General features: G+C 70.5%; 25 protein-coding genes. 12 read left to right on the top strand and 13 right to left on the bottom strand.

Annotated features, from left to right (window positions below):
• Window positions 1-7: 7 nt before the first annotated feature.
• Window positions 8-3,271: an efflux RND transporter permease subunit gene (locus tag ACFOYY_RS39135; protein ID WP_352013305.1), complete on the bottom strand. Its 3,264-nt coding sequence runs from the start codon at window positions 3,269-3,271 to the stop codon at window positions 8-10.
• A gap of 124 nt (window positions 3,272-3,395) precedes the next feature.
• Here ACFOYY_RS39135 and ACFOYY_RS39130 point away from each other — a divergent pair, with 124 nt between their 5' ends.
• The 3 genes from ACFOYY_RS39130 (at window position 3,396) to ACFOYY_RS39120 (ending at window position 8,114) form a co-directional block, all read left to right on the top strand.
• Window positions 3,396-3,863, top strand: a complete 468-nt coding sequence (locus ACFOYY_RS39130) for a MarR family winged helix-turn-helix transcriptional regulator (protein ID WP_352013304.1) — start codon at window positions 3,396-3,398, stop codon at window positions 3,861-3,863.
• A gap of 41 nt (window positions 3,864-3,904) precedes the next feature.
• On the top strand, window positions 3,905-5,020 hold the full coding sequence (locus ACFOYY_RS39125) for an MFS transporter (RefSeq protein ID WP_386196332.1): 1,116 nt from the start codon (window positions 3,905-3,907) through the stop codon (window positions 5,018-5,020).
• Window positions 5,021-5,444: 424 nt separating this feature from the next.
• Window positions 5,445-8,114, top strand: coding sequence for a S8 family serine peptidase (locus ACFOYY_RS39120; RefSeq protein ID WP_386196330.1), 2,670 nt, complete (start codon window positions 5,445-5,447; stop codon window positions 8,112-8,114).
• 72 nt (window positions 8,115-8,186) lie between these two features.
• Here the strand turns inward: ACFOYY_RS39120 and ACFOYY_RS39115 are convergent, their stop codons facing one another.
• Window positions 8,187-8,594, bottom strand: a complete 408-nt coding sequence (locus ACFOYY_RS39115; RefSeq protein WP_362911867.1) for a VOC family protein — start codon at window positions 8,592-8,594, stop codon at window positions 8,187-8,189.
• Entirely contained in the window at window positions 8,591-9,445 is an 855-nt protein-coding gene (locus ACFOYY_RS39110) for a helix-turn-helix domain-containing protein (protein WP_386196328.1), read from the bottom strand. Before ACFOYY_RS39110 ends, ACFOYY_RS39115 begins: the two co-directional genes overlap by 4 nt.
• Before the next feature lie 106 nt (window positions 9,446-9,551).
• Here ACFOYY_RS39110 and ACFOYY_RS39105 point away from each other — a divergent pair, with 106 nt between their 5' ends.
• Window positions 9,552-10,589, top strand: a complete 1,038-nt coding sequence (locus tag ACFOYY_RS39105; protein ID WP_386196326.1) for a hypothetical protein — start codon at window positions 9,552-9,554, stop codon at window positions 10,587-10,589.
• Between the two features lie 73 nt (window positions 10,590-10,662).
• Here ACFOYY_RS39105 and ACFOYY_RS39100 read toward each other — a convergent pair whose 3' ends face one another.
• On the bottom strand, window positions 10,663-11,565 hold the full coding sequence (locus ACFOYY_RS39100) for a LysR family transcriptional regulator (protein ID WP_386196324.1): 903 nt from the start codon (window positions 11,563-11,565) through the stop codon (window positions 10,663-10,665).
• 186 nt (window positions 11,566-11,751) lie between these two features.
• On the opposite strand from ACFOYY_RS39100, the gene ACFOYY_RS39095 reads away from it, so the two are divergent.
• Window positions 11,752-12,057 carry a DUF1330 domain-containing protein gene (locus ACFOYY_RS39095; protein ID WP_386196322.1) on the top strand — a complete coding sequence of 102 codons (306 nt, stop codon included), beginning with the start codon at window positions 11,752-11,754 and terminating at the stop codon, window positions 12,055-12,057.
• A gap of 329 nt (window positions 12,058-12,386) precedes the next feature.
• Here ACFOYY_RS39095 and ACFOYY_RS39090 read toward each other — a convergent pair whose 3' ends face one another.
• The 4 genes from ACFOYY_RS39090 to ACFOYY_RS39075 form a co-directional block, all read right to left on the bottom strand.
• Window positions 12,387-12,953, bottom strand: a complete 567-nt coding sequence (locus ACFOYY_RS39090; RefSeq protein ID WP_352013296.1) for a GNAT family N-acetyltransferase — start codon at window positions 12,951-12,953, stop codon at window positions 12,387-12,389.
• A 64-nt stretch (window positions 12,954-13,017) separates the two neighbouring features.
• Entirely contained in the window at window positions 13,018-14,016 is a 999-nt protein-coding gene (locus ACFOYY_RS39085) for a helix-turn-helix transcriptional regulator (protein ID WP_386196320.1), read from the bottom strand.
• A 108-nt stretch (window positions 14,017-14,124) separates the two neighbouring features.
• Window positions 14,125-14,580, bottom strand: coding sequence for a GbsR/MarR family transcriptional regulator (locus tag ACFOYY_RS39080; RefSeq protein ID WP_362783896.1), 456 nt, complete (start codon window positions 14,578-14,580; stop codon window positions 14,125-14,127).
• Entirely contained in the window at window positions 14,580-15,380 is an 801-nt protein-coding gene (locus ACFOYY_RS39075; protein WP_386196318.1) for an alpha/beta fold hydrolase, read from the bottom strand. Before ACFOYY_RS39075 ends, ACFOYY_RS39080 begins: the two co-directional genes overlap by 1 nt.
• Before the next feature lie 251 nt (window positions 15,381-15,631).
• Here ACFOYY_RS39075 and ACFOYY_RS39070 point away from each other — a divergent pair, with 251 nt between their 5' ends.
• The gene (locus ACFOYY_RS39070) at window positions 15,632-15,919 is read left to right on the top strand and encodes a Fe-S cluster assembly protein HesB (RefSeq protein WP_352013292.1); all 288 of its coding nucleotides are present in this window, start codon (window positions 15,632-15,634) and stop codon (window positions 15,917-15,919) included.
• A 388-nt stretch (window positions 15,920-16,307) separates the two neighbouring features.
• On the opposite strand, the gene ACFOYY_RS39065 is transcribed toward ACFOYY_RS39070, so the two are convergent.
• Window positions 16,308-17,174: a dioxygenase family protein gene (locus tag ACFOYY_RS39065; RefSeq protein ID WP_386196316.1), complete on the bottom strand. Its 867-nt coding sequence runs from the start codon at window positions 17,172-17,174 to the stop codon at window positions 16,308-16,310.
• An 841-nt stretch (window positions 17,175-18,015) separates the two neighbouring features.
• Here ACFOYY_RS39065 and ACFOYY_RS39060 point away from each other — a divergent pair.
• From ACFOYY_RS39060 to ACFOYY_RS39050, 3 genes are all read left to right on the top strand, one after another.
• Complete coding sequence (locus ACFOYY_RS39060; protein ID WP_352013290.1) at window positions 18,016-18,321, top strand: hypothetical protein; 306 nt, start codon at window positions 18,016-18,018, stop codon at window positions 18,319-18,321.
• Window positions 18,322-18,469: 148 nt separating this feature from the next.
• On the top strand, window positions 18,470-19,312 hold the full coding sequence (locus ACFOYY_RS39055; protein WP_386196314.1) for an SAM-dependent methyltransferase: 843 nt from the start codon (window positions 18,470-18,472) through the stop codon (window positions 19,310-19,312).
• Entirely contained in the window at window positions 19,309-20,496 is a 1,188-nt protein-coding gene (locus ACFOYY_RS39050; protein WP_352013288.1) for an FAD-dependent monooxygenase, read from the top strand. Before ACFOYY_RS39055 ends, ACFOYY_RS39050 begins: the two co-directional genes overlap by 4 nt.
• An 84-nt stretch (window positions 20,497-20,580) precedes the next feature.
• On the opposite strand, the gene ACFOYY_RS39045 is transcribed toward ACFOYY_RS39050, so the two are convergent.
• A complete protein-coding gene (locus tag ACFOYY_RS39045; RefSeq protein WP_352013287.1) occupies window positions 20,581-20,865 on the bottom strand; it encodes a DUF427 domain-containing protein in 285 nt (94 codons plus the stop codon).
• 59 nt (window positions 20,866-20,924) lie between these two features.
• Window positions 20,925-21,920 carry an ArsR/SmtB family transcription factor gene (locus tag ACFOYY_RS39040; RefSeq protein ID WP_352013286.1) on the bottom strand — a complete coding sequence of 332 codons (996 nt, stop codon included), beginning with the start codon at window positions 21,918-21,920 and terminating at the stop codon, window positions 20,925-20,927.
• A 169-nt stretch (window positions 21,921-22,089) separates the two neighbouring features.
• Between ACFOYY_RS39040 and ACFOYY_RS39035 the strand changes: the two genes are divergently transcribed.
• On the top strand, window positions 22,090-23,070 hold the full coding sequence (locus ACFOYY_RS39035; RefSeq protein ID WP_386196311.1) for a DUF72 domain-containing protein: 981 nt from the start codon (window positions 22,090-22,092) through the stop codon (window positions 23,068-23,070).
• Window positions 23,071-23,097: 27 nt separating this feature from the next.
• On the opposite strand, the gene ACFOYY_RS39030 is transcribed toward ACFOYY_RS39035, so the two are convergent.
• The gene (locus tag ACFOYY_RS39030) at window positions 23,098-23,370 is read right to left on the bottom strand and encodes a WhiB family transcriptional regulator (RefSeq protein ID WP_352013284.1); all 273 of its coding nucleotides are present in this window, start codon (window positions 23,368-23,370) and stop codon (window positions 23,098-23,100) included.
• A 714-nt stretch (window positions 23,371-24,084) separates the two neighbouring features.
• Between ACFOYY_RS39030 and ACFOYY_RS39025 the strand changes: the two genes are divergently transcribed.
• Both ACFOYY_RS39025 and ACFOYY_RS39020 read left to right on the top strand, forming a co-directional pair.
• Window positions 24,085-24,366 (top strand): hypothetical protein, encoded by a 282-nt coding sequence (locus ACFOYY_RS39025; protein WP_352013283.1) that lies wholly within the window; start codon window positions 24,085-24,087, stop codon window positions 24,364-24,366.
• A 346-nt stretch (window positions 24,367-24,712) separates the two neighbouring features.
• Window positions 24,713-25,354 carry a response regulator transcription factor gene (locus ACFOYY_RS39020; RefSeq protein WP_386196309.1) on the top strand — a complete coding sequence of 214 codons (642 nt, stop codon included), beginning with the start codon at window positions 24,713-24,715 and terminating at the stop codon, window positions 25,352-25,354.
• A gap of 35 nt (window positions 25,355-25,389) precedes the next feature.
• Here the strand turns inward: ACFOYY_RS39020 and ACFOYY_RS39015 are convergent, their stop codons facing one another.
• Window positions 25,390-26,154, bottom strand: coding sequence for a hypothetical protein (locus ACFOYY_RS39015; protein WP_386196308.1), 765 nt, complete (start codon window positions 26,152-26,154; stop codon window positions 25,390-25,392).
• Between the last annotated feature and the right edge of the window lie 93 nt (window positions 26,155-26,247).

The following is a 26,247-nucleotide window of genomic DNA, read 5'->3' as shown; positions in this document are numbered from 1 at the left end:
GCGGAGGTCAGCCGACCGGGGTCAGCCTGTCGTCCTCGACCTTGGCGTCGGCCTCGTGCCTGCCCGCCCTGGACCCGCGGCTCAGCCGCTCCTTGGTCCGTTCGAGGATCACGTACAGCGTCGGCACCAGCACCAGCGTCAGCAGCGTCGAGGACACCAGGCCGCCGATGACCACGATGGCCAGCGGCTGGGAGATGAACCCGCCGGAGCCGGTCAGGCCGAGCGCCATCGGGATCAGCGCGAAGATCGTGGCGACCGCGGTCATCAGGATCGGCCGCAGCCTCCTGCGGCCGCCCTCGATCACCGCCTCGACCACGCCCAGGCCGCTCTCACGGTACTGGTTGATCAGGTCGATGAGCACGATGGCGTTGGTCACGACGATGCCGATCAGCATCAGCATGCCGATCAGGGCCGGCACGCCGAGCGGGGTGCCGGTGGCCAGCAGCAGGCCGATGGCGCCGGTGGCGGCGAACGGCACGGAGACCAGCAGCACCAGCGGCTGGGCGAGGCTGCGGAACGTCGCCACCATGATCATGAAGACGATCGCGATGGCGGCCAGCATCGCCAGGCCGAGCTGTCCGAACGCCTCGCTCTGGTCGGCGCTCACGCCGCCGATGGTGTAGCGCGCGCCGTCGGGCAGCTTCAGGTCCTTCAGCTTGGCGGTCAGCGTCGTGGTCAGGGCGCCCAGGTCGCTGGCGGTCGAGGTACCCGAGACCGTCGCGCTGCGCTCCCCGTCGACCCGGGTCACCTGGGTGGGGCCGTCGACCCTGGACACCCTGGCGACCTCGGACAGCTTGACCGTGCCGGTCGCGGTCGGCAGCTTCAGCCTGCCGATCTCGGCCATGTCCTCGGGGGCGTCGCCGCTGCGCAGGATCAGATCGCTCGCCCGGCCGTCCAGGGTGACCTGGCCCAGCGTCGCGCCCCGGAAGGACTGCGCGACGAACTGCCCGATCTGGCCCTCGGTCAGGCCCTTCTCCGCGGCCTTCCTCCGGTCGACCCGGACCTCGATGCGCTTGGCGCTGGCCTCCAGGTTGGAGGAGACGTCCCGCAGGCCGCCCATGTCCGCCATCGCGCCGCGCACCGTCTCGGCCGCGCCGCGCAGCGTGTCGATGTCCGGCGCCTGCACGAGCACCTGGAGCTGGTTGGTCGAGCCGCCGCCCGGACCGCCCTGGGAGCCGCCGACGGTGATCTCACCGGCGTCCGTGAGCCCCTTGAACCGGTCGCGCAGCGTGTTCTCCAGCGCCGCGGTGTCGGTGCCGTCGGCCACCGTGATCGAGTAGGAGGCGCGGTCCCCGCCGCCGCCACCGGAGGCGGCGCCCATGAAGCCGCCACCGCCGCCCACGTTGACCTGGTAGGTCTCCACCTCCTTGACGGAGGAGAGCACCTGCTCGACCTTCTTGGCCGCCGCGTCGGTGGTGGCCAGGTCGGTGCCGGGAGGCATCTTCTGGGTCAGGGAGACGGTGTTCTGGCCGGAGGAGTCCAGGAAGTTGGTCTGCAGCTGCCCCGCCAGGCCCATCGTGCCCACGAAGATCACGACGCCGACCAGGACGGTGATCAGCCTGCGCTTGGTGGCGAAGCGCAGAACCGGCAGGTAGATCCGCTGCAGCGGGCTGCGCAGTTCCTTGGCCTCGGCCTCCTCGCGCATCGCGCGCGCCTGCTCGGGGCTGAGCACGGGGGCCTTGAGGAACCAGTACGCCAGGACCGGGATGACCGTCAGCGACACCAGCAGCGAGGCCAGCAGCGCGACCGTCACGGTGACGGCGAACGGGGCGAACAGCTGCCCGACCATGCCGCCGACCACCGCGATCGGCAGGAAGACCGCGACGGTCGTCAGGGTCGAGGCCGTGACCGCGCCGCTCACCTCGCGCACACCCGCCAGCACGGCGTCCCGCTTGGCCTCGCCGTACCCCAGGTGACGCTTGATGTTCTCCAGGACCACGATCGAGTCGTCGACCACGCGGCCGACGGCGATGGTCAGGGCGCCCAGGGTCAGCATGTTCAGCGAGTAGTCGCCGAGCCACAGCGCGATCAGGGCGATGACGACCGACAGCGGGATGGACATCGCCGTCACCAGCGTCGAGCGCACCGACAGCAGGAAGATCAGGATGACCAGCACCGCGAAGGCCAGGCCGAGCAGGCCCTCGGTGGTGAGGTCCTCGATCGAACGCTCCACGTACGGCGCCTGGTCGAAGATCACGCTCACCTTGGCGGAGTCGCCGATCTCCTTCTTCAGCTCCGGCAGCTTCTCACTCACCGCGTGGGAGATGGCCACCGCGTTGCCGTCCGGCTTCATGGTGACCGAGACGCCCAGGCTCGGCTCGCCGTCGGTGCGGGTCAGCGAGGTGCTGTCGGCCTGCGAGCGCTCGATCGTGGCAACGTCGCCGAGCTTGACGGGCTTGGGCGGCTTGGGGGCCGCCACGGCGACCGGCGGCCGCTGCGCCCCCGCGCCACGGGCGCCCTGAGCCTGCGCCGCCTGGGCCTGCGCCGTACGGCTCTGCTGAGCCCCCTGCTGCTGGAGCTGCGCCGGGGCGGCGGGCTGCAGGTAGAGGTTCTCCAGGTCCTCGATGGAGGTGATCCGGTCGCCGACCTGGACGGTCAGGGACAGGTTGTCCTCGGTGAGACTGCCCGCGGGGATCGGCTGGCCGTTGGCGCGCAGCACGTCGGCGACCGCGGTCGGCGCCAGGCCGTGCTTGGCGAGCTTCTTGGTGTCGGGGGTGACCACCACGGTCTCGTCCCGGGTGCCGGTGACCGTGGCCTCGCGCACCCCGTCGACGCCCTGCAGCGCGGGCACCATGATCCGCCTGATCCTGTCCGCTGTGGCCCGCTGGTCACCGCCCGCGGACACCGCCAGCACCAGCACCGGGATGTCGTCGGTGCCGCCTGCCAGGACCTGCGGGTCGACGCCGTCGGGCAGCTGGGAGCCGATCCGGGAGATCGCCTGCTGCATCTCGCTCACCGAGGCGTCGATGTCGGTGCCGTACTCGAACGACACCTGGACCTGCGCCATCCCCTCGCGGGAGGTCGAGGTCACCTCGGTGACCCCCTCAAGACCCTGGAAGCTGTCCTCGATGGGCTTGGTGACCTGCTCCTCGACGATCTCGGGGGAGGCTCCCAGGTAAGGGGCGACCACGAAGGCGCCGGGAAACGAAAGCGAGGGCAGCAACTGTTGTTTGAGCGAGGGGATCGCGAAGGCGCCGAACGCGCTCAACACGACCGCGATCATTATGACAAGGCTGCGGTTGGCAAGACTCAACCTGGCCAGGGCGGTCATGGGGGCGGACTCCTAAGGGCCTGAGGGGTACGACACAGTAAGTTCTCTCCAGCCTAACACTTCGCATTATGCGAATATTTAACGCTGTCTAGCTTTCCTGATAACCTTCTCAGGAAGCGAGAGGGTGAGTGTGGACGACGAACGCGACCGACTGATCAGCCGCATCGGTGAGCTACAGCGCGACCTGGGACGATTCCTCGCCCAGCGCAGGGCGCCCTCTCCGCTCTTCGACACCAACCTCACGATGCGCCAGCTCAAAGTGGTCATGCTCCTCGCCTACCGGGACTCCGCCTCGGGCCAGGACCTCGCGCACCACCTCGACGTCGGCCTCGGCACCGTCACCGGCATCGTCGACCGCCTCGTCGGCCACGGCCTGGTGACCCGCCGGGAGGACCCCAACGACCGCCGCGTGCGGCGGGTCGAGCTGACCTCCGCGGGCCGCACCCTCGTCGAGCGGATCGCCGACGCGGGCCTGGCCGACTTCCGCCACCTCCTCGGCTTCCTCGACACCCAGACCCTCCGCGACGCGCTCAGCGTCATGACGAGGATCGAGGCGGCCACCGCCGCCTTCGACCGTCAGGACTCCCTCTGAACCGCGAACGGGGAGCCGCCCTCACCGCTCCCCGCCTGGCCGTGTCCTTCTTCTTCCTGGCGCTGGGCACCGTCTCCGGCGCCTGGGCCGCCCGCATCCCCGCCGTCAAGAGCGACCTCGGCCTCAGCAACGGGCAGCTCGCCTACGGCCTGTTCGCCCTCACCACCGGCCTCATCGTCGGAATGCGCTTCGCCGGACGCCTCACCGACCGCTTCGGCAGCGCCCGCGTCATCACCCCCGCCGCCGTCGTCACGGCCCTGGCCGTCATCCCGCCCGGCTACGCCCCGACCCTGCCCCTGCTCATCGCCGCCCTCTTCCTGTACGGCGTCGTCAACGCCTCCCTCGACGTCTCCATGAACGCCCACGGCGTCGAGGTCGAGCGCGCCTGCGGCCGCCCCCTCATGTCCGGCTTCCACGGCATGTACAGCGTCGGCGGCCTCCTCGGCGCGGGAATCGGCGGCCTGTTCGCCTGGTTCGGCGCCGGAGCGGGCCCCACCCTGGCCACGACCGGCGTCACCCTCGCCCTGGCGTCGCTCCTGGCCGGACGCCACCTGCTGCCCCCCGCCCCGCCCGCCGCGCCGTCACAGGACCAGGCCACCGCCGGGACACGCAGAAACGGCTGGATCGTCCTCATCGGCGTGGTCGCCTTCGCCGGGCTCGTCGGAGAGGGAGCCGCCGTCGACTGGACCGCCGTCTACCTCTTCGAGGACCTGCGCTCCTCGCAGGGCGTCGCCGCCCTCGGCTTCGCCGCCTTCTCCACCGCCATGACGATCGGCCGCCTCGCCGGTGACCGGCTGGCCCTGCGCTTCGGCCCGGTCCGCCTGGTCCGCGTCTCCGGCCTGCTGGCCACCGCAGGCCTGGGGGCCGCGCTGCTCGTCGGCCAGGTCCCCGTCGCCGTCGCGGGCTTCACCCTGTTCGGCCTCGGCCTGTCCACGATCGTGCCCCAGGTCTTCTCCGCGGCCGGCAACCACGACCCGCAGCGGGCCGGAGCCTCCATCGCCCAGGTCGCCACCATCGGCTACGCGGGCCTGGTCGCCGGGCCCGCCCTCATCGGCGGGGCTGCGGAGATCGTCGGCCTGCCCGCCGCGCTGGGCATCCCCGTACTGCTCGCCGCGTTCATGTCCGCCTCGGCAGGCGCCCTGCGCCCGCCCCGCTGACCCCCTCCCGGAAAACTCCCCATATGGCGGGAAATGCCGCCAGAGTGATTTCCACAGGACGGAACGCATCGGGAAACCCCGAATTGCTCTTCCTTCACAGAAACGCGTCACCCTCAGTGAATCAACAGATTCAATATGGTGCGCAATCCATTTTGTCAAGCCGGTGGACAGCCAATCTCCCATAACAAGGGCCGGCACAATGACGCTGCGCATCCACCTGGAAGCCAACCGTGTAAATCAAATTCACAGTTGATTTTCACACATGTGATCGGCCTATGCTGACCCGTCGGCTCCCTTGGTTTCACAACAAACACCCATCGCGTGGGAAACGCGCCATTCGGCGTGCCCGCATGCCCAAAGTCACGAACACCGGGCGGCACCCACGCACCACAGAGGACGACGAGCAAGAAAAGAGGAGAATTCGGTGCCAGATCACTCCGCCACCCGGGGTCACGCGGGATCTCCCCCACAACGGCGAACCGGACGACGACTCGCCGCCGCTCTACTCGCCATAGCCGTCGGCGCACTGTCCGGCGTGGTCACCGCGGGCCCCGCCTCGGCCGAACCCGCCCCCGCCTACGACCACAGCAAGGACAAGGCCACCGCCCCCGGAACCCACGCCCCCCTGCCCAAGGGCTTCTCGACCACCCAGCTCACGGTGAAGTTCAAACCCGGCCTCACCGTACGGCTGCGCGGGCAGGGCCTGGTCGCCAAGGACTCCGGAGACACCGCGGACATCCAGAAGGTCCTGGCCAAGTACAAGGACGCCTCCATCAGGCCCCTGTCCTCGACCTCCGAGACGAAGACCACCGAACGGCGCCTCCAGCTGGAGAGGAAGACCGGCAGGCAACTGCCCGACCTCAACTCCTGGTTCGTCGTCACCGCCCCCAAGAGCGGCGTCGAAGGCCTGCTGAAGGACCTCAACGCCCTGCCCTCGGTCGAGATCGCCCAGGCCAGGCCCAACCTCGTCTCCCCCACCGAACCCCTGGCCTCACACCAGAAGTACCGCAACGCCACCGGCTCCCCGGCCGGCGGCGGCGTCGACGCCGACTACGCCAACGCCCAGACCGGCGGCAAGGGCGACGGCATCACCGTCACCGACATCGAGGTCCAGTCCCCGGTCATCCCCTCCTACGGCGCACAGACGATCGCCGCGGGCGAGGACCACTCCCTGATGGTCTCCTGGTCACCGACACTCGGGCAGGTGTGGGCCTGGGGCGACAACGGCCAGGGCCAGCTCGGCCTGGGCAACACCACGGCCAAGACAGTCCCCTCCCAGGTCCCCGGCCTGACCGACATCTCCTCCGTCTCCGCCGGCGCCGCCTACTCACTCGCGCTCAAGAGCGACGGCACCGTCTGGGCCTGGGGCGACAACAGCCAGGGCCAGCTCGGCAACGGCACCCTGACCGACAGCACCGTCCCGGTACAGGTCGCCGGAATCTACAACGCCGTGGGCATCAGCGCCGGCATCGGCCACTCCCTCGCCGTCCTGTCCGACGGCACCGTACGCGCCTGGGGCGACAACAGCCAGGGACAACTCGGCTACGCCGGCTCCGACTCCCCCGTCGCCATCACCGTCCCCGGCCTCACCGGCGTGGCCGCCGGACCGGGCACGATCGCCGCGGGCGGCGTCCACTCCCTGGCCCTGATGGCCAACGGCACCGTCAAGGCCTGGGGCAACAACGGCGCAGGCCAGCTCGGCGACGGAACCACCACCAACCACACCACCCCCGCCACCGTCACCGGCCTGACCAACGTCGGCCAGGTCAGCAGCCGCGGCGACCACAACCTGGCCCTCATCACCGGCGGCACCGTCAAGGCCTGGGGCGACAACAGCGAAGGCCAGCTCGGCGACGGAACCACCACCACCCGCACCACCCCGGTCTCCGTCACCGGCCTGACCAACGTCAACGGCGTCTCCGCAGGAACCAAGCACAGCGTCGCCACCACCTCCTCGGTCTCCTCGACCACCTACACCTGGGGCGACAACAACCAGGGACAGCTCGGCGACGGAACCACCACCGACAGACACTCCCCCACCGCCACCACCGCCAACAGCGAGGCGGCCGTGGCGGGCCTGGCCCACACCATCACCAAACTCGGCCAGTGGTTCTACGTCTGGGGCATGAACAGCAGCGGCCAGCTCGGCGACGGAACCACCACCAACCGGCACAGCCCCGTCGAACTGAACGGGCTGACCAACCAGTGGAACCTCTGCCACGAGGACCTCGCCGGACGCGTCGCGACCGGCGAGATCGTCCAGGTGCCGTCCCTGTTCGGCGACCCCTGCTCGCATGACTCCTCCGTCGCCCACGGCACCGCCGTCGCCGGAGTGATCGCCGCCCAGGACGACAACGGCGTCGGCATGGCCGGCATCGCCCCGAACGCCACCCTCCACGTGTCCGGCACCGCCGTACCCGACAGCGTCGCCTACGCCACCGCCCACTCCGGACCGGGCGACGTCATCCTGTACGAGGTCGCGGTGACCCCGTCCGGCGGCGGCGGCCCCTGGTACCCCTGGGAGGTCGACGGCAGCGTCTACGACCAGACCGTCCTGGCCGTCGCCGCCGGAGTGACCGTGGTCGAGGCCGCGGGCAACGGCGGCAACAACCTCGACGACACCACCGACACCTACGCCACCACCATCATGGGCCGCCCCGACTCCGGCGCCATCATGGTCGGGGCGGGAGCACCCCCGAGCCCCGGCGGAACCAACTGCACCGGCTCAAGCCCGGCCGCCGAGCGGACCGCCCTGTCCTTCTCCACCTACGGCTCCCGCCTGGACGTCCAGGCCTACGGCGCCTGCGTGGCGACACTGGGCGTCCCCGGCTGGCAGGAACTGACCCCCTCGGAGACCAACCCGAACAAGCTCTACAACGGCTCCTTCAACGGCACCTCCAGCGCCAGCGCCGTCATCGCCGGAACCGTCGCCGCCCTGCAGGGCGTCGCCAAGGTCAACAGCGGCGTGCTCACCCCCGCCCAGGTCCGCGACACCCTCAAACTCACCGGAACGGCCCAGCCCACCGGCGACCCCCACCACATCGGCCCGCAGCCCAACCTGCACGCCGCCATCGACGACATCCTGACCCCCTGACCCACTGACCTTCTGGCCGGAACCGAAGGCCGGTGAACGCGCGGGCCACGGGACGACCCCGTGGCCCGCGCCTCACTCCGCGACATGCCCCCCGTAGGTACCGAACGACCACCGGTTGCCCTCAGGATCGGCGACGACGAAGTCACGGGAACCGTAGTCGGTGTCCGTGAGCTCGCGAACCGGACGCGCCCCCGCGGCGACCGCCCTGGCGAACAGCTCATCGGGCGCGTCCGTCACGACATAGGCGCCGAACGTACCCGGCACCAGCCCACACGGATCGTCCGCGACGTCGCGCGTCCCGCCGAGCATGACACCGCCGCCGAGCGGCCAGGAGAGCTCGGCGTGGTCGACCCGCTCGCCGTCGCCGTACACCACGCTCTCCTCGAAACCGAACGCCTCGGTGAGGAAACGGATGAGATCACGAGGATTCCGGGCGCGCAACATGGGCCACACCCGGGGTTGTGAAGTGTTGTTGCTCATGAACCCGAGTCTTCCGCCAGCGCGGCACCCCAGGCTTGGACGTTTCGGAACTCCTCCGCCAGCCAGCGACTCGGCGGGCACCCCGCGAGCGCACCGAACTCCCTGGCCAGATGAGCCTGGTCGCAGTAACCGCACCCGGCCGCCAGATCCGCCAGCGTCAGCCTCTCCCCCAGCGCCGCCGCCCGCCGCAACCTCCGCCGCGCCCGGTCGAAACGCACGACCCGCGCCGCCTCCTTCGGCCGGAGACCGATCTCCGCGGCGAACCTCCGGCTCAGGTAACGGCCACTCCAGCCCGCCGCGTGGGCCAGCTCGGCCGCGCTCGCCGTACCACCGGAGGCCGTCAGCAACCCCCAGGCCCGCGCCACCTCGGCCGGCATCACCCGCTCCACACTCACCCGGGCCAGCAGCTCGGCGTCGAGAGCCGCGAAACGCCCGGCCCAGCCGTCGGCCCCGCCTTCGAGCACCCGCTCACGCAACCGCCCCGCCCAGCCTCCCGCGACCTCCGACAGGTGCAGGTCGGCGCCCGCCATCTCCCCCGCGGGAAGGCCGAGCAGCGCCCGCGCGCCCCGCGGCGTCAACGCCAGCTGGATGCCCGACTGACGCCCGTCATGGGTGATCAGCGCCGAGCTGGTGTGCAGACCGCCGACGAACGCGTCGTACCGCTCCGGCCCCGCCCTCCCGTCGGAACGCACCGCGATCACGAGCGGCTCGTCGAGGGTGACGATCAACGTGAGGTACGGCGACGGCAGGCCACGGTGCACCCTCGGCTCCGGCCCCGCCTCCCGATAGCCGGTGTAGCCCGCGACAAAGGGCCGCAAAACAGGCGGTGGCGCCTGCACGACGAACTCCATCCCGCCTCCAGCTTCCCGGCCTCAAGGCCAGTTTATTTGTGGTTTCCGTTGTGACGGCTTCGTCCGGAGCCGACGCCTTTACAAAGTAAATCAATAAGATGAACCGGTGAACGCTGGAGAGGCACGAGCGGTGGCGGAGCGGTGGGTCGCCGAACACTCCTCGGACATCCCTGACTTCGCGGGCGCCTTCCTCAGCGGGTCGACGGCCTGGCTGCCCGCGGAGGCCGAGCTCTCCCCCTCCTCCGACGTCGACGTCATGGTCGTCCTCTCGGCCAGGCGGACCCCCCGCAAGCCCGGCAAGTTCCGCTACGGCGGGGCCCTGCTCGAAGTCACCTATCTGGGCTGGGAACCGATGCCCTCAGGTGAGGAGATCCTGGCCTCCTACCACCTCGCGGGCGCGTTGCGGGGAGAGACGGTCCTGGCCGACCCCACGGGTGCCCTGACCGCGCTGCGGGCCGCGGCCGCCGGGGACTACGCCAGGCGGAGGTGGGTCGTCAGGCGTTGCGAGGAGGCCGAGCGCAGGGTGACCGACGGGCTCGCGGCACTCGACGTCTCCGCTCCGCCGTACGACCGGGTGACGGGCTGGCTGTTCCCGACCGGTGTGACCACGCATGTCCTGCTCACCGCGGGGCTGCGCAATCCCACCGTACGGCTGCGCTACCTGGCGGCACGGGCGCTGCTGATCGAGTACGGCAGACCGGAGGCCCACGAGGAGTTGCTCGCGCTGCTCGGCTGCGCGCATCTGACCCCGGAACGCGTGGCGCACCACCTGGGGACGATGACACGGGCCTTCGACGCCGCTTCCGCCGGGCCCGCGACGCCGTACCCCTTCGCCTCGGACGTCACAGCGGCGGCGCGGCCGATCGCGGTCGGCGGCGGCCACGACCTTCTGGCTCGCGGGCACCATCGGGAGGCGGTCTTCTGGATCGCCGCGACCTACGCCCGCTGCCTGAAGATCCTGGCCCACGGCGGCCCCGGGGCGGCCGAGGCGTTCATGCCCGGCTTCCTCGACCTGACCGAGGACCTGGGCGTCGGCTCCGCCGCCGGGCTGCGCGAACGGGCGCTGCGGGTCCGCGACTTCCTGCCGCGCCTCAGGCGGCTCAGGGACCACGTCCTCGCGGCGAACCCGGGCATCGAGGACTGAGCCGGGTCAGCGGACGGGGCAAGGTCTCCGGCCCCGCCACCGCAGGCGTCCGTCTCGCTTGACCTCTCGCGCGTCAGTCCGGCAGCCAGTGCAGTTCGTGCGCCAGGGTTTTGGCGACGGCACGGATGCGGCGGTGTAGCGGCGACGGCTCACGTGGGAGGACCAGGTGGATCGTCAGGCTGGGCGCGCCCCGCAGCGGTCGCCAGGTGAGACCGGCCGGTTGTGCCGTGACCGCGGCTTCTCCGCCCGGGGCGAGGGTGGCCCCGTCGCGCAGGTCGCGCAGAGACATGTCGACAGTGACCGCGGGCGTGTGGAACCGGGGGTGTGGCCGGATGTCTCGGAACAGCGCGGACAGCTGATCGTAGATCACGGGGTTGGCCGCACGGTCCGGGAGCCGCAGCGGATACGCGGCCGCGTCGGCGATCTCGATCTCCGGGTGTTCGGCCAGCGGATGGTGCCGCGCCAGCAGGACCCCGACGCGCTCACGCCGCAGCAGGAACCGGCGCACGCCACGGCCCGGCTGTTCACCGCGGGTGATCCCGGCGTCGATGCGGCCGTCGGCGACCGCGGGGCAGATCTCCGGTGTCGCCATCGGGACCGCGCCGACCTTGAGCCCCGGGCTGCTGCGAATGAGCCTGTCCACCAGGGCCGGTGCCGTCTCGGCCCCGGCGGTGAGGCTGTATCCGATGCGCAGCGTGCCCAGTTCACCGGCCGCCGCGCTCCGGGCGGTGTCCCATGCCCGGTCCAGTGCCGCCAGCGCGGGCGGCGCGGACTCCGCCAAAGCCGCCCCGGCCGTGGTCAACACGACGCTACGCGTGTTGCGGACCAGCAGGGCCGTACCGAGTTCCGCCTCCAGTCGGCGCATCCGGGCGCTGAGCGCGGGCTGTGCGATACCGATCCGTGCGGCCGCGCGGGTGAAGTTCAGCTCCTGTGCCAGCACCAGGAAGTACCGCAGGCTCACCGTGTCCGGCGCCATGTGCCCCCTGCCGATTGATAACGATCCGTTCTGAGTCTATCCCGGACCGGTCTTTCCCCCGGCCGCACATCAAGCCCTAACCTGCGCGTACGGCGATTCGACCGGCCGCGGTACCCGCCGCCGGGATCGATCGATCCGAGTGCCGATTCGAAGTCGGACGTGTCCGGCCGAACACAGGAGGTTTCCATGGCCAAGGGCTACTGGGTCAGTGTCTACCCTGCCGTCTCCGACCCTGAGAGGCTGACCGCCTACGACAAGCTGGCCGGTCTGGCTGTCCAGGCTGGGGGCGGGCGCAACCTGTCCCTCCTGCCGTCCCGTGGCGGTCGAGTCATCGCCCACGAGGCCGGAATCACGCAACGCGTCGTTCTGATCGAGTTCGACAGCTTTGAACAGGCCGTCGCGGCATACGAGAGCGAGGCTTACCAGAAGGCGCTGGTGGCCCTCCCCGACGGCGTCGAGCGCGACTTCCGCATCGTCGAAGGCGTCGGCTGACCACACCCGCCCTCGCCCGGGGCGAACCGCTTCCCACGCGACAGCTCGGTCCAGCGAACACCAGGCGTCGATGACCGGGGCGCACCCTGCATCCGTCTGCCGCGTGCCCCGCCGGGGCTGCTCAGAGTCTGACTTCGAGGGGTTTCGACCTGCGGTTCCTCCGTCGCCGAAGCAGCCCGGGGGCGCGCCGGGATGGCGCACGCGGCGTCCGGCTCTCTCGCGAAGCGGTCGGCCGCGCCGCCGCGACCCTCACGAATCCGGATCACGACCACGTACGCCCGACGATCACGGAAAGATCCGTTGAACGGGTGTACCTGGTCGCACGGGTCCTACCGGCACTCCCATTCGCGCCGCAGGATCGCGTAGACGAACTCGTCCGTCCACTCCCCCTTGAACAGCTCGTTCTCCACCAGGTGGGCCTCACGGCGCATGCCGACGCGCTCCAGCACCCGGGCGGACGCCTCGTTGCGGGTGTCGAGACGGCCGATGATCCGGCGCAGGCCCAGGCCGTCGAAGCCGAGTTCGAGCAGGGCCATGACCGTCTCGGTCGCGTATCCCCTGCCGTGGTGGGCGGGGTGGAAGACGTAGCCGACCTCTCCGCAGCGGTGCTGTTCGCTCACCCAGAACAACATGGCGTCGCCGATCAGCTCGCCGGTCTCGGCCACCTCGACCGCGACGGTGAGCGGCTGGTTCTCCTCGGTCAGCGTCGTCTGCCCGATCCTGGCCTCCAGCGCCTTGGCGGTCTTCTCCAGGTCACCCGGCTCCCAGGGCACGTACCGTGCGACCTCGGGCAGCGACCGGATGACGTGCAGTTCCTCCAGGTCGTCGTGGGTGAAGGGGCGCAGGATCAGACGGGCGGTGCGAATGGGAAAGGCGGGGGAGAAAGGCTTCGGCATCCGGACAGAGTAGGGCAGCGACCCTGCGATGGGCGACGGTTTTTCCTCCTGGCGTTTCCGCTGTTCAGACGCCTTCTCCGGGCTCCCCCCGGGAACCGTACAGGTCGCGGAGCCCGGCGGCCGTCTCGGTCATCATGGCGCGCAGCTCGGGCGGTTCGAGCACCTCGATGTCCGCGCCCATTCGCAGCAGCAGCCAGTGGGCGTGCCTGGTCGACTCGGTCGGCAGGAGCAGTGTGGTCCAGCCCCGCTCGTCCGGCGGCTCCGCGTCGGCCAGGGCGGTGTCGACGATCTCGGCGCCGACGGCGTAACGGAGCATCTTCGTCGCCTCCGGCGCGACCCGCACCAGGGCGTGCCCGGTGTGCATGCGGGCACGGAACTCGGCCGAGTAGTCCCTCCAGAACGCGGACAGGTCGAAGCCCTCGGGCCGTTCGAAGCGGCCGTCGAGGATCTCGGCGGTCACGATCCGCGACACGCGGTAGGTGCGCGGGCCTCCCCCGTCGGCCGCCGCCACGAGGTACCACGTCCCGCCCTTGAGCACCAGGCCGTACGGCTGGGCCAGCCGTACGACCTCGCGAGGCCCCCAGCGCCGGTAGGTCATGCGGATCGGCCGCTGTTCCCAGACCGCCTCCGCGACGTCGGCCAGGAAAGGGGTCTCGTCGGCGTCGCGGTACCACCCGGGGACGTCCATGTGGAAGCGCTCGCGCATCCGGGTGGCGTGGGAACGCGGCTCCGGCGGCAGTGCGGCGAGCAGCTTCAGCTCGGCGTTCGCCGCGAGCTCCCCCAAGCCCAGTTCCGCCGCGGGCCCCGGCAGCGCCGCGAGGAACAGCGAGGAGGCCTCCTGTGCCGTCAGGCCGTTGAGGCGGGTGCGGTAGCCGTCCAGCAGCTGGTATCCCCCGGCGGGCCCCCGGTCGGCGTAGACCGGCACACCCGCCGACGACAGCGCCTCGACGTCCCGGTAGACCGTGCGGATCGAGACCTCAAGCTCTCCCGCGAGCTCGGTGGCCGTCATCCGCCCCCGGGTCTGCAGAAGCAGCAGCAGTGACAGCAGGCGACTCGCACGCATGCGCACCATTGTCCCGCAGCCGCCCCACAGCGTTCCCCGGTGTCCCCCGGCCTCCCCCGGGACGGGTGCCCCTCCCCCACGTGTCCGGCGAGGACGACCCGCCGGAGCTCACGGCCGGCGTTCCCGCTGCCTGCGGTACGCGGTGAGCATCTGGTTTCCGACGTCGACATAACTTTCGAACAGGCCGATCACGTCCTGGAGCCGCCGTCGCGCGGGACCGGGGCCGACCAGGTCCTCTCCTTCTCGCAGGGCGGCGATCAGGGTCCCGGCGCGCGCGTGGCTGGCCTCCAGCAAGGACGCGATTCCACCGGCGGCCTCGACCAGGAGCCTGCGGCTTCCCGGCTGGGGAATGGTCCTGGCCAGCCCCCAGGAGTCCAGCTGGCGCACGGCGGTGCTCACCGATCCCTTGCTCAGCGAGAGCTCGGCGGCGATCGTGTCCAGGGACTGCGGCTCCTCGCTCACCAGGAGCAGCCCGTAGACGCGGCCGGTGGCGTGCGGCAGGTTCCAGGAGGCCAGCAGGTCACCCACCGAGACGGTGAACGAGTCGCGCTTGTCGGCGTCCATCACCGCTCCTGACGGGTCAGCGTGTCGAGGAACGTCTCGATCGCCGCGTTGACGGCTCGCGGATTGTCCTGGGTGGACATGTGGCCCGCGTCAGGGATGACGACCTCTTCGACACCTTCGGCCTGAGCCCATCTGGGCATGGCCGAGGCGATGTTGCCGGTTCGGTCGTGCAGGCCGCGGATCAGGCACAGCGGAACGGGCGTGCGATAGCCGGGATCGGGGACGACCAGCTCGACGGCGGCCTTCCACACCTGGACGAAGTCCTCCTTGGGCATCTGGGAGAAGGCGCGCCGCGCGTCCGCCCGGGCGGACGGTGTGACCGCTGAGGCGTTGGCCATCAGCTCCGGGAGACGCCTGGCCGGAAGCGCCAGCAACATCGGCGCGGCCATCTTGAGCAGCACGCGTTCGCCCCAGGACAGCGGCCCGGTGTTCCATGCGGAGTCGATGACGATCAGGGCCCGCGCCAGGTGGCGGTCCCGCCGGACGAGGGCCTGGCCGAGGTTGCCGCCTAGAGACTGGCCTGCCAGCACGGGCCGGTCCAGCGCCAGGTGTTCGATGAGCGCGCGCAGGTCGGCCAGCGCCCGTTCCGCGGTGAACGGGCCGGCGGCCGGTTGGGACAGGCCGTGGCCGCGCATGTCCCAGACGACGACGCGAAACCCCCGGACGCGCAGATGTTCGGCCTGGGCGTCGAACATCACGTGGTCGGCCCCGGCGCCGTGCGTGAGGACCACCGGCACCCCCTCACCGCCGCTGTCGCCGTAACGCAGGTCACACCCGTCGAACGACAGCGCATCGGTCATATTTAGCATGTACTAAATATAGCAAATATAGCGATGCCACCCTCGCCGACCACCCGGCGAGGCGTCCGTTCGGGTGAGCGCGTGAAGGGCGCCACCAGGCGTCGCCAAGCGCCACCGAACTCCTCGGCACCGGTTTCCCGTCCGGGACCTCGTACGGCACGGCGGAGGAAATAACGACCGGCGAGGAGGTTGGGCACTTTCACAGCGGGCAAGGGCGAGTAATCAACCCGAGATCCCGACAAGGAGTCACAATGCTCACATTGACGGACACCGCTGCCCAGGTGATCAGGGACCTCAGTTCTCAGGTGGCGGAATCGGAGGACACCGGCGTCCGGATCGCCTCGCAGGCGGACGGCACGGGCTCACTGACACTGTCGGTCGTGAACGGCCCGGAGACGGACGACAAGGTGGTCGAGACGGACGGGGCCCGGATCTTCCTGGACCGGGCGGCCGCCGACATGCTCGACGACAAGGCGCTGGACGCGGACATCGGCGAGGGGGGCTCCGTGGCCTTCCTCGTCACCGAACAGAACCGCTGACCGCTTCCTGGCCGCCGGGAGGCGCGTCCTGGACGGACGGGCCGCCTCCCGGCGTTCCCCGGAAAAAAGGGGGTGCGGACCCGGGAGGGTCCGGGCGCACCGGGGAAGACCACGACGGGATCGGGTGCCACGCCCAGGCGTGGCACCCGATCCGCGGACGCGGCGCCGGTCCCCCGCCGCCCGCGCGTCCCGCTGTGTCACCGGATGAGCGCCCGCCCTGGCACGGTGACTACGGGGTTCGCGCGGCGGAAGGAGACCGCCGCCATGGCGGGACGGCTGGCCGTCCCGCCCACCGGTCCGCGCTGCACCGGCCCCACGGTGCGCCGGCCGGAGTATCCGGCACCGGTGGCCGCGCGCACGCGGACACCGGTCATGACGGGCCGGCGCGTCAGACGCGCTGCCACAGGGCGGGGACGTTCGGCGGCTCCCACCCGGGGTAGGCGGTGTGGCCCTGGATGCAGCGGTAGTTCGAGCCACCGTAGGAGACGACGTCTCCGGCGGCGTAGCTCGTGCCCGCGGCCCAGGTGCCACCCGGGTTGCCGGTCGGGGTCGGGGTGCTGCTGTTGGTGGGGGTCGGCGTGGGGGTGGGGGTCTGCGGCGTGCCCGTGAAGTTGAGCACGAAGTCGTAGGTCGCCTCCTTGCCCGAGCCGACCGTCCTGACGTTCATCAGCAGACGCGAGTCGTAGATGGTGTCCGTGCTGTTGCGGGGCTCACCCGGGAAGTACGTCTGGGTGGTCAGGATGCCCCGGCCGGGGGCCTGCACCTTCATGTGGATGTGACGGGTGCGGCCCGGGTACAGACCCGGCACGATCGTGGTCAGCTTGTAGAAGCCCTGCGCGTTGGTGAACTGGTGACCGCGGAAGGTGTAGCCGGAGTTGTCGTAGTTACCGGCGTTGTCCGCCTGCCAGAAGTCCATCAGCGCGTTGGCGACCGGCTGGCAGGAGCGGTTGAACACGTAACCGCTCACGGTCAGCAGCGTTCCGGGACCGGTCAGCGTGTCGCGCAGCGGGGAACCCGGCTTGAAGTACGGGCCCTCGGTCTGGGCGATCGTGGCCGCGTCGCCGTTGCCACAGAACGGCGTCGGGTCGAGCAGCTTGCCCTCTTGCTTGGCGTCCCGAGCCAGGGCGGGCACCCCACCCATCAGCAGCGGGATCGGGGCACCTATGATGGCGGCCTTCAGCAGGGTCTTACGGCTGATGCCCCTGGTGTCATTCTCTTCGTCGAATTCCTCGACGGGGATGTTCTCGGCGTCCACAATGGCCTCCTTGGCCTTCGGGGGGTCGTGCCTGGCCGCTCCTCCCGGCCGCGCACGGCGCCGACGAGGCCGGTGAGGGACCGGCGATGTGCGATGCCGCCGCGGGCGGGCCGAACGAACCAGGCAGCCTGGACTGGACCAAAGCTGACACCGTGCGGGAGTGGGTTGAACCCCACAGTTTTCTATAACTTCACGCTATGCACCTTTTTCCAGTAAACGAGCAGGTCAAGGCGTTCGCGGATGATTTTCATCTCGCGCCGCCCGTTTTCGGCCACGGGCGAATTGCTGGAATCGGCGGGTCCGTAATACCATGCCGAGCCGTTCGCCCTTCCCTGCTTCTGGCCGCATACAAGGGGTTACGCCTGGAGAGCACACTCTAGACCGTTCCATCCTTCTTGTCGGCGACCTCACGACTCCCGCGGACACGAGAAGAGGCCGGGGGGATCACCCGAAGTGATGGCCATCCGGGGACGGACAGCCCAGACGTGGCGGCGGGGGGACAGACGCGGCCGGCACCCGCCACAACGGCCCGCCGCCTCCCGGGCACCGTCACCGGGGGACCCGCACGACCCCCGATCCGGACAGGAAAACGGCGGCCCGCGCACTCCCCCAAACGGGATATTGACGCCCCCCAAGACCCGGTTTATCTTTTCTTTAAAGAAACTTTCCTAACCATAAGCGCGCTGACCTGCGACATCATCCTCATCTAATCGCCTTCGACGGCGACTTCGGCGCGCCCCGCCCCGGGGGCCGCCTTCTTGCCCGCCCAGGAAGGCCGCGACCCCGGCGCGGACCGGAAAGGCGGGCGGCACACCCGACGCCCACCCCCCAGGAGTCACGCATGAACGCCAGAAGCCGGGTCTCGGCCGTCTGCGCCACCGCGCTGCTGACCGCCACGATGGTGACCGGTACCGCGACGAGCGCCTCGGCGGCCCCAACGGGTTGCAGCTACCAGATCAACGGCCAGACCGCCAGCAGCTACTGCTCGGGTGGCACGGGCGAGCACCGTGTCTTCGTCCTGCAGAAGCACTTCCTCGCCGAGGTCGGATACATCCCGATCTACAGCGAATGGGCCCCGGCGGGCACGACCTCCTCGACCTGGATCACCGCACACCAGATCGTCTCCGTCCAGGTCCAGACACGCTGAACACTCTCTTTCCGTACGGCCCGCGCCCGTTGGCGGGGCCGTACGGAAGGGGATAGCGAGAACGGATACTTGGTCCTGATAAGCCATCCTGAGTGGTAATTCCACCAGTATGATCAACGCGCTGGCCTTCGCCGACGGAGGAGTCGCGGTGACCAAGTTGGAACGTGTTCCCCCGGGGGTCGATCCGACCGTGCCCAGCTCGGCGCGGGTCTACGACTACCTGCTGGGGGGCAAGGACAACCTCGCGGTCGACCGGACCTTCGCCGAACGGCTGCTCACGGTCGCCCCCGACGCCAGGACGACGGCCAGGGCCAACCGCGACTTCCTGGTCAGAGCGGTCCAGGTCATGGCCGAACAGGGCGTCCGGCAGTTCATCGACCTGGGGACCGGCATCCCGACCTCCCCCAGCGTGCACGAGATCGCGCACGCGGCCGACCCGTCCGCCACCGTGGTCTACGTCGACTACGACCCCGTCGTACGGCTGCACGCCGAGGTACTGCTGGCCGGCGGCAAGAACGTGACGAGCGTCCAGGCCGACGTCCGCAGGCCCGGTGACATCGTCGAGGACCCCGAGGTCACCCGGCTGATCGACTTCTCCGAGCCGGTCGGCCTGGTCATGGTCGCGGTGCTGCACTTCGTCACCGACGAGGAGGACCCGGAGGGCCTCGTCGGGGAGTTCGCCCGACGGGTGGCGCCGGGCAGCCATCTCGCGCTCTCACACGTCATGACCGAGAGCACGCCCGCCGCGCGGGCACAGCTGTCCTCGGGAACGGCGAACACCCCCATGCAGGTGACCTTCCGCCCGCACGAGCGGGTCCGCGCGCTCTTCGGCCCGTTCGACCTGCTCGCCCCGGGGCTGGTGCCCGTACAGGACTGGCGCTCCGACGACGACGGGCTGCCGCCGCTGCCCGGCGGGGGACCGTCCAGAATCAGAGTTGACGGAGGGCTCGGCCGTCTGGCGGGGCCTGTGAACAGCGGAGGTGCCCGATGAGAGTCGCCGTCGTCGGAGGGGGACTCGGCGGGCTGACCACCGCCCTGCTGCTGAGCCGGGCGGGGGTCGAGGTGACCGTCTACGAGCAGAGCGGTGAGCTGCGTGAGGTCGGCGCGGGCATCATCGTCGCCCCCAACATGGTGCGCCCCCTGGTCAGGGCCGGGCTCGGCGAACGGCTGGCCGAGTTCGCCGTACGCCTTGAGACCGCCTGGGAGATGCGGCGCTGGCAGGACGGCAGTGTGTTGTTCGCCCAGAAGATGGGGGCGGAGTGCCGCAAGCTGTACGGCGTCGACTGCTACGTCGCCCACCGGGCCGACCTGCTGGCCATGCTGGCCGAGGCGCTGCCCGAGGAGATCGTACGGCTCGACCGGCGGCTGACCGGCCTGCGGCAGGACGAGCGGGAGGTCGAGCTGACCCTCACCGACTCGGCGGGCCGGGAGAGCACGGCCGTCGCGGACGTGGTCGTCGGCGCCGACGGGATCCACTCCACCGTACGGCCCACGGTCGTGACCGAGGCGCCGCCGCGTTTCTCCGGGCTGTGCGCCTACCGGTGCCTGGTCCCCGCCGACGCCGCCCCCTCCCTGATGACCAGGCCGTCCCAGACGATCTGGCTCGGGCCGGGCAGGCACTTCGTGCACTACCCGGTCAGCCGGGGACGGCTGGTCAACGTCGTCGCGGTCGTGCCCGCCGGCGAGTGGCGCGTCGAGTCGTGGACGACGGACGGCCGGCTTGAGGACCTGGCCCGGGAGTTCGAGACGTGGGACCCCCGGCTCGGGGAACTGATCGCCGCCGCGTCGGAGACCAAGCGCTGGGCCATGTACGACCGCGGCCCCCTCGACCGCTGGACCGACGGGCGGGTGACCCTGCTCGGGGACGCCGCCCACGCGATGCTGCCCTTCCTCGGTCAGGGGGCCTGCCAGGCGGTCGAGGACGCCACGGTCCTGGCCGGATGCCTGCGGGAGGCGACGCCGGAGACCGCGGCGCGGGCGCTGCTGCGCTACGAGGAGATCCGCAAGCCGAGAGCCTCCCAGGTGCAGCTCGGCAGCCGGGGGCGCGAGGTGGTCAACCACCTGCCCGACGGTCCCGAACAGCGCAGGCGCGACGAGGGCTTCGCCAAGGGCGACCCGCTGCGGCAGAACGCCTGGCTGTACGGCCACGAGGTCGAGGCCGAACTGGTGCACTGAACCGGTGCGCCGGCGCCCGGCCATGGGAAAGGGGACGGCACCGCGGCCGTCCCCCTTCCTTTTCCGCTCCGTCCCGCAGCCGGCTCAGCCGGTGACCTCGACGCCCTTCCAGAAGGCCACCCGTCCCCTGATCTGGGCGGCCTCCTCCTTCGGGTCCGCGTAGTACCAGGCGGCGTCGGGGTTCTCCGCCCCCTCGACGTGCAGCGTGTAGTAGTTCGCCGTGCCCTTCCAGCCGCAGACGGTGGTGGTCTCCGACGGCCTGAGGTACTCGGAGGAGACGGACTCGATCGGGAAGTAGTGGTTGCCCTCCACGATCACCGTCTCGTCGCTTTCCGCGATGATCTCGCCGTTCCAGCGCGCAGTAGCCATGGGCCAAGGTTCGCACACGCCCCCGCGACGGATCGCGCGGGCCTCGGCCCCGGCGGGCCTCAGTGCCGGAACAGGTCCAGCAGTTCCTCGCCCCTGCGGGTACGGACGATCCACACCTCACGGCCCCGCCGTTCGCGGCTGACCAGGCCCGCCGCGACCAGCCGCTCGCAGTGGTAGGTGATCGCGCTGGGCACCATCCCCGCCCCGGCGGCCAGGGCGCTCATCGTGGCGGGCTGGTCCAGGGTGTGCAGCAGCGCCGCGCGCACCGGCCCGATCAGCGCCGTCAGCTCGTCGGCCGCCCGGGGGTTGGGCCCGTGCCACAGCGTCTCGGCTCCGGGGACCGGATAGGCGATCCACACCACCTCGGGGTGGTCCAGCTTCACGATCACGGCGTCACGCCCGGCCAGCATCGGCACCAGGATCATCCTGCGGTCGCCGAGGTCGTACCGGCTCGGCTCCAGGTCCGCGATCAGCAGCCCGTCCTCGCCGTACTGGATCCGCTCGCTCAGGGAGCTCAGCAGCACGTCGAGGCCGCCCCTGACGACGGCGGTGCCGACCCGCTCGACCTCCCGGTCCAGCAGGGACGCGGCTCGCGCCCACACCGGCCCCGTCGCGTCCCACACGTCCCCGAGCGCCGCCGCGTACCCCGCCAGCCAGCGTTTCGGCCGGTCGGCGGCCCAGCGCCAGTGCTCGGGCACCCCCTGCTCGCCGAAGGCCTGTTCGAGGTCGGCGGTCAGCTGCTCCTCGGGTACCGCGCGCAGCAGCTCGGCCTGCGAGGCGACGGAGAAGCCCTCGATCGGGGTCTGGGGCACCACGCTGTCGGGGACGACCGAGTATCCCGGCGCGCCGAGCGGCCTGACCGCCTCACGCGCCTGCGGGCCGACCGAATCCTGGATCACCCGCCGCCACCGCTCGGGCAGCCCCCTCCGTCTGCCCGCCAGCGCGTCGGCGATCACGGCCAGAGCCGTCAGATTCGGCGAGATCGACACCGAGACCCTCGGCGCCGAGGAAACCCGCAGTTCGCTCCACACCCGTGTCCCCGTATCCGCCCCCACCCGGGCAACCCTAGTGACCGACCCTCGGAAACGGCGACATTTCACTAAAGCTGGAAACTTCGGCAAACCGGTCGCACAGAGGGCCTCCCGGACGGCGTTCGAACGGCGGGCGGGTGGTTCACGGTCGGCTCACGGGTGAGAGGAGCCGGCGCGGGGGCAGGGGCGGGGCATGACACACGCCATCCACCGGACGGCCCGCCCGGGCCGGATTCTGGTCGGTACGGCCTCCTGGACGGACAGATCGCTGCTGGAGTCGGGCTGGTATCCCGAGGAGGCCTCGACCCCGGCCGCGCGACTGGCCTGGTACGCCTCGCGGTTCCCGATCGTGGAGGTCGACTCCACCTACTACCACCCGCCGTCACTGCGGACCGTGCAGGCCTGGCGGGACCGCACCCCGGCGGGCTTCGTCTTCAACGTCAAGGCGTTCTCCCTGCTCACCGGTCACCCGACCCGCCCCGAGGCGCTCTACAAGGACCTGCGGGACACGCTCGGCGAGGTACCGGAGCGCCTCTATCTGGACGGCGTCGGCCCGCGGATCGCCGAGGAGGTCTGGCGGCGCTTCCTCGGCGCGCTCACCCCGCTGCACGAGGCGGGCAAGCTGGGCGCCCTGCTGTTCCAGTTCCCGCCGTGGCTGCCCGCCGGGGAGCACGGCAGGCGGCGCGTCCTCGAATGCGCCCGCCGATGCGCGCCGATGCGGATCTGTGTCGAGTTCCGCAACCGGACCTGGATGGAGGGGGCCGGCCGCGCCGCGACCCTGGGCTTCCTCGCCGAGCACGACATCCCCTACGTGTGCGTCGACATGCCCCAGGGACACCCCTCCTCGATCCCTCCGGTGACGGCCGTGACCTCCGACCTCGCCGTGGTCCGCCTGCACGGCCACTCGTCGCGGTGGGTGGGCGGGAACGTCGAGGAGCGTTTCTCCTACCGGTACACCGAGGCCGAGCTCAGGCGGTGGGCCTCCCGGATCCTCGCGCTCTCCCGGAGCGCGGAGACGACCCACGTGCTCACCAACGTCTGCTGCGGTGACACCTCGCAGCGCACCGCCGCCCGGCTGGCCGCCCTGATCGAGGAGTCACGACAGGCCGGGGACGCCGCGCCCTCCTTCCGCGCCGGGGTCCTCACCCACCCCGCCGCGCGCCGCCCCCGCTGAGGGGTACGGCCCCGTTCCCGTGATCCGTCACCTGGCCCCGCGTCTGGGCGCCGTCATCGCCGCCCTGCGCTCGTCGGGACTCGTCCCACCCCACACCCCGTACATCTGGTGGGTGTTCAGGGCGTACTCCAGGCAGCGGTGCTGCACCGGGCAGCGGCGGCACACGGCCTTGGCCTGCTCGTACTGCTCCCGCCCCGGCCCCTCCGTGGAGACGGGGAAGAAGAGTTCGGGGTCCTCGGTGAGACAGAGAGAACGGCGCGACCAGTGGATGATGGGGATGACGTTGCCCTGAAGAGACATAGGCGATCCAATGACGGTGAGGAAGCTCGACGGTTGGCGGCTCGGCTTCTGGATCGCGTGCCCGCAGGAAGTACATTCATACCTTTTCGGGGGAAAAATCGGGGCGTCTTGACCTCGGATTTCCCTGAGAAGCCGCCCGTCAAGGGCACGATCTCCGAACCTCCGCGCTCCTTCCCGCCCGCCGATGACGGCCGCCGGAGGCCGGCGGCCCTCCCGGGCCGTCCGCCGAACTCCCTCAGGACACCCGTCGGCCCTGCCGTACGACCACGACACGGCCACGACATGGATATGGCACAGGTCACGTTCCACCCGTCTCTCAGCCGGAGCGGGCCACGATCTCCGGCCTCGCACGGCGTGCGGGACGCCGCCTGACGCGATCGACGTGGTCGATCTCGTCGGAAGTGTCGGGAAATATCCGTGCACCAATTCCCGCAAAGGGCTCGTTTGTCGCGCTTTTACGACATGTCAGTACCAGATACACCGGAGACAGAAAAAAGCGCCATCGATGACATATCACTGTCGTCCCCAAAGGACCAAAACGATCATATTCTATTTTTTGAGATAAACCCTCAGTACTTTACTTTCCAGTTGCTCGACAACGTTGAAATCCAGACCCTCGATGCACAATCATTGTCCCTGGCGATCCGCAGGGAGCCGAAAGGCACTCACGCTGATTCGCCCAGAATTTCCCATTAGTCTCCATGGAGGAATACCATGATCCGTCGCGTTATCGTCGGCGCGGCCGTCGCAAGCGCCCTGGCTGTCGCCGCCATGACGCAGGCCACCGCGGCCTCCGCTGCTACCGACCCCTTCCCGTCGCCCTACCACGTGCCGCCGTTCCACGTCGGCCACGACCAGGACGTCGACGTCACCAGCAGCGAGACCACCTGCTCCACCAACAACCAGGGTCTCGGCCTGCTCCTGGGCCTCGGCCTCGGCCTGAACCTGTGCGACGTCAACATCCCCATCCTCAGCCCTAGCAGCAACAACAACTAGGCGCCTGTGACGGCCGCTCATGTGCACAGCGGGCACCGTCATAGAGGCACGAGGATTCTCACGTAGCACCAACCCCTGACGCGAAGAGTGACTGGCCAGCGCTTTTCTCGTCAGGGGTTTTTCATGCCCCAAGCACGACAAACCGGGCGCGGCACGCCTTTTCATGTCAAACTTGAGACTTGACGGGCATGCCACACCAAAAGGCGACAGCCCGGCTTTCCTCGCAATTCCCGGCAAGCTCGTAAATCACCGATGAGCCCTGCCCTTTCCCTACAGCGGCGGCCCGGGAAAGACCTCCACCGATGCGGGGCGGGCCCCTGCGAGCGCGGTCTGTATGGTCATGGCCATGACCCTGCGCGTGGTGATCGCCGACGACGAGGACCTGACCCGCACGGGGCTGCGGATCATCATCGACTCCGAACCCGGACTCACCGTGGTCGGCGAGGCGGCCGACGGCGCCGGGGTCCTGACCGCCGCACGCGAACTGCGCCCCGACGTGGTGCTCATGGACGTGCGGATGCCCGCGGTGGACGGCGTCCAGGCCATCCGGCACCTGCTCTCCCCGCCCGAACCCCCCAAGATCATCGTGATCACCACCTTCGGCAACGACGACCTCGTCTACGAGGCGCTGCGAGCCGGGGTGAGCGGCTTCCTGCTCAGACGGACCCGCCCCGACGAACTCGTCCAGGCGATCAGGACCGTGGCCGCCGGAGACCGCCTGCTCTTCCCCTCCGCCGTACGCACCCTCGCCGCCCTGCACGGCGACGGCAGGACCGTCCCCGGCATCGGCAGGCTCACCGAACGCGAGGCGGACGTACTGCGCCTGATGGCACGCGGCCTGTCGAACGGTGAGATCGCCGTGGAACTGGCCGTCGGCACGGACGTGATCAGGACGCACGTGAGCGACGTGCTGTCCAAACTCGACGCCCGCGAACGCCCCCAGGCCGTCATCGCCGCCTACGAGTCGGGCTTCGTCTCCCCCAGGTGACACCGCGGGCCCCGTGAGCCACCCGGCGGGACGCCTCAGATGGGGGAACCGTCGTCCTCGTCGCCCTCCCCCGGCCCCGGCCTGCCACCGCCGCTCTCCGAAGGGGACGGCGAGGGGGTCGGCTGCCCCGGCTCGGTCGTCGCGGGAACCGGCGGCGGAGTCGGCACGAACGTCGTCTGCGGACGCGGCCTCGGCGGCGGCGCCCCCTCCTCCTGCCTGCGCAGCAGCACCAGCAGCATCACGGCCAGCAGCACCAGCAGCACGGCGAGCGTGACCGTGGCGAAAAGCACGGAACGACGCGTCTCGACGGGCGGCGGCGCTCCGACCGGCGGCGCGGGCAGCGCGGGCGATCGATCGCTCACCCAGTGCGGCGCGAAGTCGGGGCCGTGCCGCTCGCCGATCAGTGTGCCGCGCACCAGCACCGGTTCGAGGAAGCGCTCCGCCCCCGCCCTGCCCGGTTCGTACGGCGTCGCCACCCACGGCGCGTCTCCGCCGTCCATCGCCAGAACCTGGGGCATCGTGTCCGCGACCGCCGTACGGCCGCGGGCCGCCCTGACCATCCAGCCCCGCATCCCCGAACGGCTCGCCGCCGCCTCGCGGATGCCGGTGACGAAGCGGTCGCGGGCCGCGGGGTCGTGCGCGGCGCCCCTGGTGAGCACCGCGACCGAGACCTGCCTGCCGTCGGAGCCCTGCCCGAGGTAGACCAGCCCGGCGGGACCGACCCCCAGCCGCGCCCGCAGCACGAAGGGCCCCAGGTGGGGCGGGTCACCGTGCTGAAGCGGACTGGCCACGCCTGCCATGAAAGCACACGGCGCGGACGTCCCCTCGTCCACACGGGCACCGCGTTGTGGGTAGGAACGGGAAATGGGCACCCGACCAGCCGTGCGACCCGG

Origin of the sequence: Streptosporangium jomthongense, assembly GCF_042650425.1 — a bacterium.
Classification (GTDB): Bacteria; Actinomycetota; Actinomycetes; order Streptosporangiales; family Streptosporangiaceae; genus Streptosporangium.
This window is presented reverse-complemented; position numbering and strand designations above follow the sequence as displayed.

What these genes read in the sequence shown, in the direction of transcription:
- ACFOYY_RS39060 (WP_352013290.1), top strand. Translation starts at nt 18,016, where the DNA reads ATGAACGCCAGAAGCCGGGTCTCGGCCGTCTGCGCCACCGCGCTGCTG.
- ACFOYY_RS39025 (WP_352013283.1), top strand. Translation starts at nt 24,085, where the DNA reads ATGATCCGTCGCGTTATCGTCGGCGCGGCCGTCGCAAGCGCCCTGGCT.
- ACFOYY_RS39095 (WP_386196322.1), top strand. Translation starts at nt 11,752, where the DNA reads ATGGCCAAGGGCTACTGGGTCAGTGTCTACCCTGCCGTCTCCGACCCT.
- ACFOYY_RS39050 (WP_352013288.1), top strand. Translation starts at nt 19,309, where the DNA reads ATGAGAGTCGCCGTCGTCGGAGGGGGACTCGGCGGGCTGACCACCGCC.
- ACFOYY_RS39110 (WP_386196328.1), bottom strand. Translation starts at nt 9,445, where the DNA reads ATGGAGTTCGTCGTGCAGGCGCCACCGCCTGTTTTGCGGCCCTTTGTC.
- ACFOYY_RS39085 (WP_386196320.1), bottom strand. Translation starts at nt 14,016, where the DNA reads ATGCGTGCGAGTCGCCTGCTGTCACTGCTGCTGCTTCTGCAGACCCGG.
- ACFOYY_RS39020 (WP_386196309.1), top strand. Translation starts at nt 24,713, where the DNA reads ATGACCCTGCGCGTGGTGATCGCCGACGACGAGGACCTGACCCGCACG.
- ACFOYY_RS39090 (WP_352013296.1), bottom strand. Translation starts at nt 12,953, where the DNA reads ATGCCGAAGCCTTTCTCCCCCGCCTTTCCCATTCGCACCGCCCGTCTG.
- ACFOYY_RS39035 (WP_386196311.1), top strand. Translation starts at nt 22,090, where the DNA reads ATGACACACGCCATCCACCGGACGGCCCGCCCGGGCCGGATTCTGGTC.
- ACFOYY_RS39075 (WP_386196318.1), bottom strand. Translation starts at nt 15,380, where the DNA reads ATGACCGATGCGCTGTCGTTCGACGGGTGTGACCTGCGTTACGGCGAC.
- ACFOYY_RS39080 (WP_362783896.1), bottom strand. Translation starts at nt 14,580, where the DNA reads ATGGACGCCGACAAGCGCGACTCGTTCACCGTCTCGGTGGGTGACCTG.
- ACFOYY_RS39070 (WP_352013292.1), top strand. Translation starts at nt 15,632, where the DNA reads ATGCTCACATTGACGGACACCGCTGCCCAGGTGATCAGGGACCTCAGT.
- ACFOYY_RS39100 (WP_386196324.1), bottom strand. Translation starts at nt 11,565, where the DNA reads ATGGCGCCGGACACGGTGAGCCTGCGGTACTTCCTGGTGCTGGCACAG.
- ACFOYY_RS39045 (WP_352013287.1), bottom strand. Translation starts at nt 20,865, where the DNA reads ATGGCTACTGCGCGCTGGAACGGCGAGATCATCGCGGAAAGCGACGAG.
- ACFOYY_RS39115 (WP_362911867.1), bottom strand. Translation starts at nt 8,594, where the DNA reads ATGAGCAACAACACTTCACAACCCCGGGTGTGGCCCATGTTGCGCGCC.
- ACFOYY_RS39135 (WP_352013305.1), bottom strand. Translation starts at nt 3,271, where the DNA reads ATGACCGCCCTGGCCAGGTTGAGTCTTGCCAACCGCAGCCTTGTCATA.
- ACFOYY_RS39015 (WP_386196308.1), bottom strand. Translation starts at nt 26,154, where the DNA reads ATGGCAGGCGTGGCCAGTCCGCTTCAGCACGGTGACCCGCCCCACCTG.
- ACFOYY_RS39030 (WP_352013284.1), bottom strand. Translation starts at nt 23,370, where the DNA reads ATGTCTCTTCAGGGCAACGTCATCCCCATCATCCACTGGTCGCGCCGT.